Annotated in this window: 12 protein-coding genes; 7 read left to right on the forward strand and 5 right to left on the reverse strand. The window is 56.0% G+C overall.

The window, feature by feature from the left end; all coding sequences use genetic code 11:
* Positions 1 to 42 precede the first annotated feature (42 nt).
* The 5 genes from IFT53_RS19450 to dnaE all read left to right on the forward strand — a co-directional run bounded on the left by IFT53_RS19450 (position 43) and on the right by dnaE (position 8,314).
* Positions 43 to 312, forward strand: a complete 270-nt coding sequence (locus IFT53_RS19450) for a DUF1467 family protein (RefSeq protein ID WP_192066548.1) — start codon at positions 43 to 45, stop codon at positions 310 to 312.
* A gap of 658 nt (positions 313 to 970) precedes the next feature.
* Complete coding sequence (gene proS / locus IFT53_RS19455; protein WP_192066546.1) at positions 971 to 2,293, forward strand: proline--tRNA ligase; 1,323 nt, start codon at positions 971 to 973, stop codon at positions 2,291 to 2,293.
* Positions 2,294 to 2,313: 20 nt separating this feature from the next.
* Complete coding sequence (locus IFT53_RS19460; protein ID WP_192066544.1) at positions 2,314 to 3,621, forward strand: lipoprotein-releasing ABC transporter permease subunit; 1,308 nt, start codon at positions 2,314 to 2,316, stop codon at positions 3,619 to 3,621.
* 15 nt (positions 3,622 to 3,636) lie between these two features.
* Positions 3,637 to 4,320 carry an ABC transporter ATP-binding protein gene (locus tag IFT53_RS19465; protein ID WP_042619647.1) on the forward strand — a complete coding sequence of 228 codons (684 nt, stop codon included), beginning with the start codon at positions 3,637 to 3,639 and terminating at the stop codon, positions 4,318 to 4,320.
* Positions 4,321 to 4,819: 499 nt separating this feature from the next.
* Complete coding sequence (dnaE, locus tag IFT53_RS19470) at positions 4,820 to 8,314, forward strand: DNA polymerase III subunit alpha (RefSeq protein ID WP_192066542.1); 3,495 nt, start codon at positions 4,820 to 4,822, stop codon at positions 8,312 to 8,314.
* A 3-nt stretch (positions 8,315 to 8,317) separates the two neighbouring features.
* Here the strand turns inward: dnaE and IFT53_RS19475 are convergent, their stop codons facing one another.
* The 4 genes from IFT53_RS19475 to IFT53_RS19490 all read right to left on the reverse strand — a co-directional run bounded on the left by IFT53_RS19475 (position 8,318) and on the right by IFT53_RS19490 (position 11,750).
* Positions 8,318 to 8,641: a hypothetical protein gene (locus IFT53_RS19475; RefSeq protein ID WP_244656371.1), complete on the reverse strand. Its 324-nt coding sequence runs from the start codon at positions 8,639 to 8,641 to the stop codon at positions 8,318 to 8,320.
* Positions 8,642 to 8,687: 46 nt separating this feature from the next.
* Complete coding sequence (locus IFT53_RS19480) at positions 8,688 to 9,920, reverse strand: L,D-transpeptidase family protein (RefSeq protein WP_192066540.1); 1,233 nt, start codon at positions 9,918 to 9,920, stop codon at positions 8,688 to 8,690.
* Positions 9,921 to 10,075: 155 nt separating this feature from the next.
* A complete protein-coding gene (locus tag IFT53_RS19485; protein ID WP_192066539.1) occupies positions 10,076 to 11,362 on the reverse strand; it encodes a DNA polymerase IV in 1,287 nt (428 codons plus the stop codon).
* A 79-nt stretch (positions 11,363 to 11,441) separates the two neighbouring features.
* Entirely contained in the window at positions 11,442 to 11,750 is a 309-nt protein-coding gene (locus IFT53_RS19490) for a DUF3572 domain-containing protein (protein ID WP_192066537.1), read from the reverse strand.
* Between the two features lie 129 nt (positions 11,751 to 11,879).
* On the opposite strand from IFT53_RS19490, the gene IFT53_RS19495 reads away from it, so the two are divergent.
* Both IFT53_RS19495 and IFT53_RS19500 read left to right on the forward strand, forming a co-directional pair.
* The gene (locus IFT53_RS19495) at positions 11,880 to 12,251 is read left to right on the forward strand and encodes a response regulator (protein WP_042619642.1); all 372 of its coding nucleotides are present in this window, start codon (positions 11,880 to 11,882) and stop codon (positions 12,249 to 12,251) included.
* A gap of 15 nt (positions 12,252 to 12,266) precedes the next feature.
* Positions 12,267 to 13,634: a PleD family two-component system response regulator gene (locus IFT53_RS19500; protein ID WP_192066535.1), complete on the forward strand. Its 1,368-nt coding sequence runs from the start codon at positions 12,267 to 12,269 to the stop codon at positions 13,632 to 13,634.
* Positions 13,635 to 14,318: 684 nt separating this feature from the next.
* Here IFT53_RS19500 and rpmG read toward each other — a convergent pair.
* Positions 14,319 to 14,486, reverse strand: coding sequence for a 50S ribosomal protein L33 (gene rpmG / locus IFT53_RS19505; RefSeq protein ID WP_003496403.1), 168 nt, complete (start codon positions 14,484 to 14,486; stop codon positions 14,319 to 14,321).
* Between the last annotated feature and the right edge of the window lie 60 nt (positions 14,487 to 14,546).

Raw genomic sequence — 14,546 nt, forward strand, 5'->3', positions numbered from 1 at the left:
TGCATCGCGAAAAGGCGTCAAACGACGCAGGAGGATGAGTGCATGCAGTGGATTTCGGCCTTTGCCGTCTTTTTCATCGTCTGGTGGACCATCCTGTTCGTGGTCCTGCCAATTGGACTGCGCACACAGTCTGACGATGGCAATGTTGCGCTCGGCACCGTTGCCAGTGCACCGGCCCGCTTCCGGGGCGGGAAGATCGTGCTGCTGACAACGCTGATTTCTCTTGCAGTCTGTGCAATCTGGTACGCGGTCACCTGGTACGTCGGTTTCACCATGGATGACTTGCCACGCATTATCCCGGTTTATGACTGATTTCTGTCATCCCGCTGTCATGTAGAGACGGCATACAGCCTCAGACGGATAAACTGCAAATTGACAATCACAAATTTGCCTTGATTGGTTGTGCCGATTTGCTGCTCCGGCAAAAAAGCAAAAAAAAACAAGGCTTTTCAGCCTTGTTTTTCAGTTTCGCGTGATCTGTAACCGTTACCGGGGCAGCGAATGAACGCGCCTAAGATCTCATCCTCCCAAGACTGACCGCGAAATAGACAAGAATTTAAACTCCCTGCCTCTTTTGTGAGCTGAAACTAGCCCAAACATTAGACCTTGTCATCCGATTTTTTGTAAATTTGTTACAGTCGGCAAAAAAATCCTCCTGGCGCGATATGTCGCATGTACGGGGCAAAATTATTCCTCCTGTGGCCGATCAGAGGCGAAATCTGTCTAAAAGCTGTCGTAAAACTGACACGAATTGGGTTTGTCAGGGGCTTTTGCAAGGCTGAAATTCCGTTTTTTCAACATGTGTGCACGATCTCTTGAAAACGCTGGCAGAACTCGGAGTTTGGTGGCGTCAAGACCTTGGTGTGCGGGTTTCCTTCTGGTTCGGAAACCGCTATGTACGGCGCAAATATCCCGTTATTCCGGCGATTCCCGCGTAAATGCCAGGCTTCGTCACAAAATGGAATCCACCATGCGTCTCAGCCGTTACTTTTTGCCCATCCTCAAGGAAAACCCCAAGGAAGCCGAGATTGTCTCGCACCGCCTTATGTTGCGTGCGGGCATGGTCCGCCAGCAGAGCCAGGGCATCTACTCCTGGCTGCCGCTGGGTAAGCGCGTTTTGGATAAGGTCAACAAGATCGTGCGGGAAGAGCAGGATCGCTCCGGCGCCATCGAGCTTCTGATGCCGACGCTTCAGACGGCAGAGCTGTGGCAGGAGAGCGGTCGCTATGATGATTACGGCAAGGAAATGCTGCGCATCAAGGACCGTCAGGATCGTCAGATGCTTTACGGCCCGACCAATGAAGAGATGATCACTGATATCTTCCGGTCCTATGTGAAGTCTTACAAGACCCTGCCGCTGAACCTCTATCACATTCAGCTCAAGTTCCGCGACGAGGTGCGTCCACGTTTTGGCACGATGCGCTCGCGTGAGTTCCTGATGAAGGATGCCTATTCCTTCGATCTGACCAAGGAAGACGCGATCCATTCTTATAACAAGATGTTCACGGCTTACCTGCGCACCTTCTCTCGTCTTGGCCTGCGCGCCATTCCGATGCGGGCTGATACCGGCCCGATTGGCGGCAATCACAGCCATGAATTCATCATTCTGGCCGATACGGGCGAGTCCGAGGTATTCTGCCACAAGAGCTTTCTGGACCGCGGCATTCCGTCTGATGATACGAATTTTGACGATGTTGATGGCTTGCAGGGCGTCTTCAACGAGTGGACAACTGACTACGCCGCGACATCTGAAATGCATGATGAAGCCGCATTCAACGCCATTCCCGAAGGCGAGCGTCTTTCGGCGCGCGGTATCGAAGTCGGTCACATCTTCTATTTCGGCACGAAATATTCCGAGCCAATGGGTGCGAAAGTGCAGGGGCCAGATGGCAAGGAGCACCTTGTCCACATGGGTTCCTATGGCATTGGCCCTACACGCCTTGTTCCTGCCATCATTGAAGCATCGCATGATGAAAACGGAATCATCTGGCCAGAATCGGTTGCTCCGTTCGATGTCGTCATTATCAACATGAAGGCTGGGGATGCCGCCTGTGATGCAGCCTGTGAGAAGCTGTATTATTCGCTGAGCAACGCCGGCAAGGATGTTCTCTACGACGACACGGACGATCGCGCTGGCCAGAAGTTTGCGACGGCTGACCTCATCGGCGTGCCGATGCAGATCATCGTCGGTCCACGCAGCGTCGCGGCTGGTGAAGTTGAAGTTAAGACCCGCAAGACCGGCGCACGCGAAACCGTGACCGTTGAAGCGGCAATGAACAGGGTACTTGGCTGAGAAGCCAACAAGGAGAAGACATGGCAAAAGCCGAGGCTGATACCGGTGCAGGCCCATCCGCAAAGGACCAAGGCGCCCGGCCATTTTCGGCCTTCGAGCGCATGGTGGCTTGGCGCTACCTGCGCTCGCGCCGCAAGGAAGCGTTTATCTCCGTCATCGCAGGGTTTTCCTTCGTCGGCATCATGCTTGGCGTTGCGACGCTGATCATCGTCATGGCGGTCATGAATGGTTTCCGCACCGAGCTGATTTCACGTATTCTCGGCATCAATGGCCATATGATCGTGCAGCCCATCGACGCGCCGTTGAAGGACTATGACGAACTGACGAAGAAATTCGCCGCTGTTCCTGGCGTCACCATGGCGCTGCCATTGGTGGAAGGCCAGACGCTTGCATCCGGTCGCGGCGGTGCTGGCAGCGGTGCGCTGGTGCGCGGTGTGCGCGTCGAAGACATCGAAAAGATCAAGGAAGTCTCAGGCAACATCAAGGTCGGAGATCTGGTCGGCTTCATGTCAGGGCAGGGCGTCCTCGTCGGCTCCCGCCTTGCATCATCGCTTGGCGTCACAGCTGGCGACCAGATTACCCTGATATCACCAGAAGGTGACGTGACGCCGATGGGCGTCAATCCGCGTGTCAAATCCTATACGATCGCAGGCGTCTTCGAAATCGGAATGTCCGAGTATGATGCCTCGATGATCTATATGCCGCTTTCTGAAACGCAGCTTTATTTCAACGCTGAAGGCATCGTCCAGTCGATCGAACTCTTCGTCACCCACCCGGATAATGTGGATGGAATCAGGCCGTTGGTGGAAACGGCGGCTGGACGGCAGGTCTATATCACCGACTGGAGACAGCGAAACCAGACCTTCTTCTCTGCCCTTCAGGTAGAGCGTAATGTCATGTTCATGATTCTGACGCTCATCGTGCTGGTGGCGGCGCTTAACATCATTTCCGGCCTCATCATGCTGGTGAAGGATAAGGGCAGCGACATCGCTATCCTGCGCACCATGGGTGCCAGCGCCGGCTCCATCATGCGGATTTTCTTCATGACGGGTGCGGCAATCGGTATTGTTGGCACATTCGCGGGCGTCGGCCTTGGCGTGCTCGTCTGTCTTAACGTGGAATCGATCCGGCAGTTCTTCTCCTGGATTTCCGGCACGGTTCTGTTTGATCCGCAGCTTTATTTCCTCAGCCAGCTTCCGGCAGAAATGGAATTCAGCGAGACGATGACCGTGGTCATCATGGCGCTGACACTGTCATTTCTGGCAACGATCTTTCCGGCCTGGCGGGCCTCCAAGCTCGACCCGGTTCAGGCCCTGCGTTACGAATAAGGACCGCATCATACAATGGCACAGAAAACAGCGTTGCGGCTCAAGGGCGTGGAACGGACTTACGGGCAGGGCGAACACAGCCTTTCCATTTTGAAGAATGCTGATCTTGAGCTGAAAAGCGGAGAGATTGTCGCACTCGTCGCGCCATCAGGCACGGGCAAATCCACCTTGCTGCATCTGGCTGGCCTGCTGGAACACCCGGATGCTGGCGAGGTCTCGATCAATGGCAGGCTTTGCGACAATCTCTCAGACGAAGAGCGCACATCCATCCGTCGCAGCGATATCGGCTTCGTCTACCAGTTCCACCATCTCCTGCCGGAATTCACCGCGCTTGAGAACATCATGATGCCGCAGCTCATTTCCGGGCTGCCGCATGCCGAGGCTAAGGAGCGCGCCAGCGCGCTTCTGGATTATATGCGCATCGGCCATCGTGGCGATCACCGCCCATCGGAACTGTCGGGTGGCGAACAGCAGCGCGTGGCAATTGCCCGTGCGGTCGCCAACGCGCCACTTCTGCTTCTGGCCGATGAGCCGACCGGCAACCTTGATCCGGAAACGGCCTCCTATGTGTTCGGTGCCTTGGAGGCGCTGGTCCGCCAGTCCGGTCTTGCAGCCCTCATCGCAACGCACAACCACGAGCTTGCAGGCCGCATGGACCGCCGCGTCACATTGAGCGAAGGCAAGATCGTCGAGTTCTGACGCGTCCCGTTTACTGCCATAATCTACCAAGACCACGACAGGCATATCCTCTGAGAAAGGATGTGCCTGTTGGCGTTTGTGGCGTCGATTTTTTAAGGCCGGCATCTGATCGCTTCGGCTGCGCCTGCGCGCGCGGGGGACGTAGGCTGCGCTCTATCCCAAATTCACCAACGGCGTGCGGGCTCTCGAAGGGGGAACCCGCGAGAGTCGCGATGCGTTCATATTACGAGAGTCGAAAAAGACGTTGACATCAGAACTAAATGGGAACAAAGTTAGAACATAGAGAGTATGGAGAGACAAATGACCGACATCATCCGTGACATTGCTGCATTCGCTTCCATCGCCGTCTTCGTTGCCAGCTTCGGTGTCATCCTCACTTCCATGTGAAGTGTGACTGTCGTTTCCGTCAGAAATGACGTGTAAACCTTGTCCAAGCCTGTAGACTCTGGCCAAGGAAAAGCCGAAAATCCCGTGACTCAGAATGACGGGATTTTACGAGATGGGCGATATTACAGTCACCGGCGCAGACGCTGGAAAAGACATGCAGACGCCCGGCTTCGTGCACTTGCGGGTTCACTCCGCTTACTCCCTGCTCGAGGGAGCCTTGCCCTTGAAAAAGATCATGTCCAAGGCTGTGGGCGATGGTCAGCCTGCCATTGCCATTACCGATACCAACAATCTGTTTGTCGCTCTCGAGTTTTCCGAAAAGGCTCGTGACGAAGGCCTCCAGCCGATCATCGGTTGCCAGATGTCTATCGACCTGCAGGACGCTGGCGATGATAAGCGCGGCAACAATAGTCTCGCAAAATTGCCAGCCATCGTCGTTCTGGCGGCAGATGCAAAAGGCTATGAGCGTCTCGTTGACCTCATCAGCCGTGCCTATCTCGATGGAGAGGACACTGGCCCTTCCGTGTGCATCACGAAAGAATGGTTGGATCAGGGGGATAATTCCGGGCTGATCGTGCTCAGCGGCGCCTCCGGCGGGCCTATCGACATGGCGCTGAGAGAGGGCCATGCGGCTCAGGCCACAAAACGCCTGCTGACACTGAAAGAGCTTTTCGGTGATCGCTTCTATATCGAACTGCAGCGGCAGGGCAATTTTGACCGCGCCCACGAACGGCGCATGGTGGCACTTGCCTATGAGCATGACCTGCCTCTGGTTGCCACCAACGAGGCGTTCTTCCCATCGCGTGCTGATTATGACGCCCATGATGCTCTGATGGCGGTCGCCCATAACGCCATCGTGTCCGATGACACCCGCTTCCGCCTGACGCCCGATCATTATCTCAAAAGCCGCGAAGAAATGATGGCGCTATTTGCCGATCTGCCCGAAGCGCTTGAGAACACCATCGAGATCGCGCAGCGCTGCTCCTATGTGCTGAAAAAGCGCGGGCCGATCCTGCCGCGCTTTACCGGCGCGAGTGATGATCCTGACGAGGCTGATCGTGCAGAAGGTGCGGAGTTGCGCCGTCAGGCCGTCGAGGGTCTTGAGCACAGACTGTCGGCGCTCGGCATGGCGCCGGGCTATACCGAACAGGAATATCGCGACCGGTTGGATTTCGAACTCGGCGTTATCGAGCGTATGAAGTTTCCGGGCTACTTCCTCATCGTTGCCGACTTCATCAAATGGGCCAAGCTTCAGGATATCCCCGTCGGCCCCGGTCGTGGTTCGGGTGCGGGCTCGCTGGTTGCCTATGCGCTGACCATCACGGACGTCGATCCGCTTCGTTTCTCCCTTCTGTTCGAACGCTTCTTGAACCCCGAACGCGTATCCATGCCCGACTTCGATATCGACTTCTGTCAGGATCGCCGCGAAGAAGTCATTCGTTACGTTCAGAAGAAATATGGCCGCGAACAGGTCGCGCAGATCATCACCTTCGGTTCGTTGCAGGCGCGTGCGGCGCTGCGCGATGTCGGGCGCGTGCTGGAAATGCCCTATGGGCAGGTGGACCGCATCTGCAAGCTTGTGCCCAACAATCCGGCCAATCCCACGCCTTTGTCCAAGGCCATCGAGGAAGAGCCGCGCTTTCAGGAAGAGGCGGACAAGGAGCCCGTCGTCGCTCGCCTTCTGGATATCGCCCAGAAGATCGAGGGGCTTTACCGCCACGCCTCCACCCACGCCGCCGGTATCGTCATCGGAGACCGCCCGCTTTCCAAGCTGGTGCCAATGTACCGCGATCCGCGCTCAGACATGCCGGTCACCCAGTTCAACATGAAATGGGTGGAAAGCGCCGGTCTCGTCAAATTCGACTTTCTGGGTCTGAAGACGCTCACCGTTTTGAAGGTCGCGGTGGATTTCGTCGCGCGCAAGGGCATCAAGGTTGATCTGGCCGCCATTCCGCTTGAGGACGAGAAAACCTACGAGATGCTGTCGCGCGGGGAAACCATCGGCGTGTTTCAGGTGGAAAGTGCTGGTATGCGCAAGGCGCTGATCGGCATGCGCCCTGACTGCATCGAGGATATTATTGCGCTGGTGGCGCTGTATCGCCCGGGTCCGATGGAGAATATCCCGGTTTATAACGCCCGCAAGCATGGCGAAGAAGAGATCGAGTCGATCCATCCGACCATCGATTATCTGCTGAAGGAAACCCAGGGCGTTATCGTCTATCAGGAACAGGTGATGCAGATCGCCCAGGTTCTGTCCGGCTATTCGCTGGGTGAAGCCGACCTTCTGCGCCGCGCCATGGGTAAGAAGATCAAGGAGGAGATGGACCAGCAGCGCGAGCGCTTCGTTGAAGGCGCGATGCGCAACGATGTCTCCAAGGCGCAGTCCAACACCATCTTCGATCTCCTGGCGAAGTTCGCCAATTACGGCTTCAACAAGTCCCACGCCGCAGCCTATGCCATCGTTTCCTACCAGACGGCCTATATGAAGGCGCATTATCCGGTCGAGTTTCTGGCGGCATCCATGACGCTGGATATGGCCAATACGGAAAAGGTCAACGACTTCCGTCAGGATGCGGGCCGCATGGGCATCGAGATCGTTGCGCCATCGGTCCAGACATCCCACCGCCGTTTCGAGCCGGGCGAAAACCGCATCTATTATTCGCTGGCTGCGCTGAAGGGCGTGGGTGAAGGCGCGGTCGATCACATCGTTGAGGTACGCGGCGAGACGCCGTTTGCGAGCCTTGAAGATTTCTGCCTGCGCATCGATCCCAAGCAGGTAAACCGCCGCGTTCTGGAAAGCCTCATCAATGCAGGCGCTTTCGATTGTTTCGGCAGGGATCGCGCCGAACTCATCGGCGGGCTGGACCGCATCATTGGTTACGCGCAACTGGCGCAAAGCCGGCGCGTCAGCGGCCAGCACGATATGTTCGGTTCAGGCGGGGCGAGTGGACCGGAAAAACTGGTGCTGCCAGCGTTCCAGCCATGGCTTGCCTCGGAAAAGCTGCTGCGCGAATATCAGGTTCTCGGCTTTTACCTCACAGCGCATCCGTTGGATACGTATCGCGCCATTCTGGATAAGCTGCGCGTGCAAAACATCGCAGACTTTACCGCTTCGGTGAAACAGGGCGCGACTGCCGGTCGCTTGGCTGGCACCGTCACCGGCAAGCAGGAGCGCAAAACCAGAACCGGCAACAAGATGGGTATCATCACCTTCTCGGATGCATCCGGCCAGTATGAGGCCGTGCTGTTTTCCGAAGGTCTGGCCCAGTACCGGGATTTGCTGGAGGTCGGGAAGTCGCTTGTCATCACCGTTCAGGCCGAAGAGCGCCCTGAGGGCATCGGACTGCGCATTCAGACGGCGCAATCGCTGGAAGAACGCTCGGTGCAGATGCAGAAAGCACTGCGGGTTTATCTGCGCGATTCCGGCCCGATGAAGACTCTGGCGCATCACCTCAACCGCGGCGATGGTGCGGTGTATTTCGTGTTGATCAAAGACGACGGGCAGCGCGAGATTGAACTCGAACTGCCCGGAAAGTATCGCATCTCACCTGAGATTGGCGCTGCATTCCGCTCCGCACCCGGCGTCGTGGATGTTGAACTGATCTGACACTTAAAACAGGCGGGTATACGGGTAGGCATAGCCGCCCCGGTCAACAAAGCCCTGGCGCGAAAGGCATGCTCTGACCGCGACAGTGTGATAGGTCGATGTGGTGTATGCCGTCCCGCGTGGCGGTGTGCTGGCTTCCGCTGTGCATTTCATCACGGCGCGATCAAAAATGTCCAATATGATAGGATCGCTCGTCACGTCAGGGCCTGCATAGACCCTGGAGTTCTGCGGCGCTTCCGCCGCCGATACGCAAGCGAGTCCAAGAAGGGCTGCGGCGATATATTTGAAGTTCATCTGCTGGCTCTCCACGTTGTCATGTCGAGCCATTGCAACGCCTGCCACTCCACTTCGTTCCCGCAGGGCGTGCAGCCTGTCAGATCGGCCCGTCGCGAGTCAGGGTGATGAAATCCGTGCCCTTGCCAGTCTCTAACCCATGGCTCAGATCCGCAATGGTGATGGAACTGCCGGTCGTAAGGTTAGCCTCAAGTTCTGCGCGGATTGAAACGGGAATTTCGAGACGATCCAGCACCGCCTTAAGTGGGTTCAGCAGGCCGGGCGCATCCGCCACATCTATGCCGAGGCGCCTGCGTGCAGCCGCGGGAAGATGGTTCTCCAATGTCAGTCCGTTCCACTTCGCTTTGTCGCCATCCATATCCACCACCTCGAAGAAGTGAGTGCCCAGCGCAACGTGGGGGTCCTTGATGTGAATGGGTGCCTCAAACAACGGCTGAAAATCCCTGCGCACCATGATCTGCCCATTGGGCGCTGCGTCCGCACCCGCAGACTCATAAAGCGCATCTATGAATTCATCGCTCAAAAGCGGGCCTGTCGTCTTCATGTTCTTCCAGCGTTTGAAGCCATTCACGGCGCTGATCGTCATCTGCCCCGAATAGCCATCCGCCACGCCTGCATCGAAGCCGATAGCGGTCAGAAGACGTTGCACGTCGATGATTTTTTCACGCTCGCCACGGCGGGTGATGAGGACGCGAAGCGGCGAAAGGTTGGTCGGCCTCGATGCTTTGGGTTTCACCGAGCTTGTTGTCTCGTAGACAGCCACCTCAACCAGCTTCAGTGACGCATCGAAGTTTGAAGGGCGCAGCTCCACATCGGACAACATCAGACCTTTGTCCTGCGTGCTGTGCGGTTGGGGAAGGGCAGGGTGCTCGATGGAGCGTGGCACGACATCGGCATCCGATATGATCACATGCACACCGCGCGCCGTCATGCCGAACAGGTTTTTCGCGAATTTGGCTGGCAGGCGAACACAGCCATGGGAAGCGGGATAGTCAGGCACATGCCCCTCATGCAGCGCAATGCCGGACCATGTCAGCCGCTGCATGAACGGCATGGGCGCGGCCGAGTAGATGTTTGATTCGTGATATTTCCGTTTGTCGAGGATCGAGAAGATGCCGCTCGGCGTCTCATGACCGGTCTTGCCGGAAGAGACCTTCGATGTCGCAATCAACGCCCCGCCATCATAGAGAGACAGCGTTTGCTCGCTCTTGGAAATAATGACCTGCAAGCTGCGCGTATCACCCGCCAAGGCCGTCTGCACCAGAAGAGAGGTGGAAAGGAGACATGCTCCGACAAAGGCACGCAACATCATGTGTCACTCCAACGCATTACAAATCATGGCTTTTCGGAAAAGACATGGGGGAGCCTGACAACCGGCCAAACCATGCGCGGCGTCTTGATGCGCAACCATAACGGTCGGAATTTAAGGAAACTTTTAAATAGTCATCACGCCTGCGTGTCGGACGACTATTTTTTGGTGCCGAATGTATAACCTGTTTCAACAGCACCCTTGCCAAACTTGTCGCGCAGCTTGTCCATCGCGGCTTCCGCTGCCGCCCTGCGTCCGGCATTGATATCAACGAGGTCAGGCGGGTCGGCCAAATCTCCCTTGCAGAGGTCGGTTACGCCAATGCCGATCAGGCGGAACTTGGTCCCGTCAGTTTCCTTTTCCAGCAGCGAAATCCCGGTGCGGAATATCCTGTCGGCCAGTTGCGTCGGGTCTTCCAGCCGCTTGTTGCGGGTGCGGGATTTGAAGTCGGACGTCTTCATTTTGAGAACGACCGTATGGCCCGCCACCTCGTTCTTCTTCAGCCGCCACGCCACTTTTTCCGAGAGTGACCTTAAAATGGAAACCAGCTCGTCATGGCGGGATATGTCGTTGAAAAACGTTGTTTCGGCAGAGACACTCTTTGCAGGATCGTTGATGTGCACATCGCGGTCATCAATGCCCCGGGAAAGGCGATACAGGCGCTGTCCCATGGTGCCGTAGCGACGCATCAGGCCGCCTTCATCCATCTGCTGTAGTTGCGAGATTGTGCGGATGCCATCCCCTTCCAGCGTCGCGGCGAAGGCCTTGCCCACACCCCATATCGTCGTCACCGGGCGGGGACCAAGAAACTCCATCGCCTCTTTTTCCCCTATTATTGAAAAGCCCCGCGGCTTTTGCAGGTCGGACGCTACCTTTGCCAGAAACTTGCAATAGGAAAGACCGACGGAGACAGAAATGCCGATCTCCTTCTCCACCCGGCGGGCAAAACCGGCCAACACCCGGGCAGGCGGGTCGTGGTGCAAGCGCTCGGTACCGGAAAGATCGAGGAACGCTTCATCGATGGAAACAGGCTGCACCAGCGGTGTCAAATCCTCCATCATGCTTCGGATCTGTTTTCCGACCCGGCTGTATTTCTCCATGTCTGGCCGCACGACCACGGCCTGCGGGCAGGCCTCCAGCGCCTTGAACATGGGCATTGCAGAACGAACACCATGAATGCGGGCAATGTAGCAGGCCGTGGAAACGACGCCGCGCTTGCCACCGCCTATAATCACCGGCTTGTCTGCGAGTTCGGGGTTGTCGCGCTTTTCCACAGAGGCATAAAAAGCATCGCAATCGATATGGGCGATGGAGAGATCGTAGAGTTCGGCGTGATAGACGAGGCGAGGGCTGCCGCATCGCAGGCAACGTCTTGTACCCACCGGCTGGCCAGCCAGACAGTCACGGCAGAAACCGGGATCGTAGTGCGAAGGTATTGCGGCCATGGCTCGAAACAAAGAGTGAACGTTTCGCACCATAGTATGTTATGGGTATAGTCTCAAGAGATGGAGAGACGCCGCTGGCTCAAAACTCGCCTGATCCCAGGCCCGGTCCGGAGAACTTATGCCACGCCGCCTCAACATCTTCGGGCTTTGTGCCGGTCGCCTCGCAAAACGCCATGAGGTCCGGTTCGTGGCTCATCAGAAAGTCTACGAGGCCCGCCAGAAAACCGGGATCGTTGACGGCCTGTCGCAGCATGTTGGGCTGCAAGCCGGTGAGAGCCAGAAATCGTGCAAGCATATCCGGCTCGCTGGCAAGCCAGCCAAGTATGGCAACCGCCGTTTCATGACTGTCTTTGGGCGCGCGTCCGCTGTTTTTTGTTTCGTGCAACATTTGTTTACTGAAGTTACCTATTTCTCAACCAAATCCCCATAGCGTGCATGCTTCGGGGACAATGGAATCGCTTCTCAGGCACACTATATGTCTACGAACTGGTTTCAAAGTGAAACAAGGACTGATCGCATGCCCAAACAGGTCATGATAGTTGAAGACAATGAGCTGAATATGAAGCTCTTTCGCGACCTGATCGAGGCGTCTGGTTATACAACCATCCAGACCCGCAATGGCATGGAAGCACTTGAACTGGCACGCAAGCACCGGCCTGACCTCATTCTCATGGACATTCAGTTGCCGGAAGTATCCGGGCTGGAAGTGACCAAATGGCTGAAGGAAGACGACGAACTCCACGTCATTCCCGTCATCGCCGTCACGGCCTTCGCCATGAAGGGTGATGAGGAACGCATTCGCCAGGGTGGATGCGAAGCCTATGTTTCAAAACCTATTTCTGTGCCAAAATTTATTGAGACCATCAAAACATATCTGGGCGACGTTTAAGTCGGGGCTAGGCAAATGACTGCGAGAATTCTGGTCGTCGATGACATTCCAACAAACGTAAAGCTTCTTGAAGCGAGGCTTTCAGCGGAATATTTTGACGTCCTGTGTGCAGATAATGGCGCGCGGGCTTTGGCCATCTGCCAGACAGAGCAGGTCGATATTGTCCTTCTGGACATCATGATGCCGGATATGGACGGCTTTGAAGTCTGCGAGCGGCTTAAGGCAAACCCTGTGACGGCGCATATTCCCGTGGTCATGGTCACCGCCCTCGACCAGCCCGCAGATCGCGTGCGCGGTCTGAAAGCCGGTGCCGATGACTTTTTGACAAAGCCCGTCAACGATCTGCAACTGATATCCCGCGTCAAGAGCCTAGTGCGCCTGAAGACGATGAGTGACGAGTTGCGCGCGCGCGTGAAGACCGCTCAAAACATCAATGCTGGTGATCCTATTTCCGAAAGCGCGCAGATCGAAAAGCCAGGCCGCGTCCTGTTGATCGACGAGCGACCAAGCTCGCAGGAGCGCATCATCAAGGCTCTCAAGCCTGTTGCTGAGGTTTTCGCTATCAGCGAACCGGCAGCGGCTCTGTTTGAGGCGGCCGAGAACGACTATGAAATGGTCATCGTCAATTCGAACTTCGAAAATTTCGATCCATTGCGCCTTTGCTCGCAGCTGCGCTCTTTGGAGCGAACAAGATTTCTTCCGCTGCTTCTGGTCACGGAGCAGGGCGACGAGGCCATGATCGTCCGCGGCCTTGAACTGGGTATCAACGACTATATCGTTCGCCCTATTGACCCCAATGAGCTTGTGGCGCGCACGCTGACGCAGATCAAGCGCAAGCGCTTCAACACCAAGCTGCGGGAAAATCTGGACCAGACAATCGAAATGGCCGTGATAGACGCTCTCACAGGGCTCAACAATCGCCGCTACCTCGACAACCACCTCAAGGTGCTGTTCACCCGCGCTGCTGCACGCCAGCGCCCTCTGTCCGTCTGCATCACGGATATAGACCGCTTCAAGGACGTGAATGACACGTACGGGCATGATGCGGGCGACGAGGTTCTAAGGGAATTTGCTTCAAGACTGCGCTCGACCGTTCGTGGCGCGGATCTGGCCTGCCGGTACGGCGGCGAAGAATTCGTCGTGGTCATGCCGGATACGCCTGTTGATATGGCCGCTGCCGTGGCCGAGCGACTGCGCTCGATCATCGAAGGCGCGCCCTTTACGCTGCGTTCAGGCCGCGAGCTGCACATCACAGCATCGCTCGGCATCGCCACCAATGCGCAATCGGTGGAAACCCCTGAGGCGCTGATGCGGCAGGCGGACATGGCGCTCTACGAGGCGAAGACAGCCGGGCGCAACCGTGTCGTCGCTTCTGCCGCCTGAGTGACGTTCAACTCATCACAGAAACAGAAACTTGGTTTCACCTGGTCAGTACCGGGGAAGGGACAAGTTTTGTCTGTCGACAGTATAATTTAACTTCTCTGATTAAGAAGAAGCTGTTTGATTTAACTATTAATAATACTTACTGTGCGTTGTAATGCTTTAATTGGACGGAAATTCCGTATCATCCTGGGATATTTAACCATATCCAGAGACAACACAGCGATTTGATTAATAATCTGTTGATTTAGTTCGAGTGTTACGCGATAGTCCACTCACAAAACAACTATCTGCACTTGTAGACAACTTAAACCGCTGCAATCATGACGATAGATCGGTAATTTGGACATCTGCTTTTCTTCAGGAAAAGCTTATATGCTTCAGTTACCCCATGGTGCTCAGGTCCGCCGCATTCCTGGGTCTTGGGGTTGGTCGACCGGTGATGCTTTGAATGGTTCCTCGTACTGTCATTGCTGTCCCGGTCGACCCACTTTTCTCTCTCATCTCTCACACACACACTCTCTCCCTATAACGCTTGGCTCGTGTCGCGTTTCCGTGTGCGCCCACATCTGGCGGGCGCCCTGAAGTGCTGTGCTGGGCTGTAAAAGGGCAGGCGCGGTGGCCTAAATGCGCGCAACAAAAAACGCGCCTCTGAGGGCGCGTTTTTGGCAGTTCATGGATAGAAGATTACTTGATCTTCGTTTCCTTGAATTCAACGTGCTTGCGTACGACTGGATCGTACTTTGTCTTCGTCATCTTGTCCGTGAATGTACGGCTGTTCTTTGTGGTGACGTAGAAAGTACCGGTGTCGGCCGTCGACAGCAGCTTGATCTTGATTGTTGTAGCTTTCGCCATGGTCGTCCTGCCTTTAACAAATAGTGAGTCCGCGGCCCTGTTGGACCCCGGCTAAATCTG

The organism is Rhizobium sp. CFBP 13644 (assembly GCF_014842165.1).
Lineage (GTDB): Bacteria > Pseudomonadota > Alphaproteobacteria > Rhizobiales > Rhizobiaceae > Agrobacterium > Agrobacterium tumefaciens_C.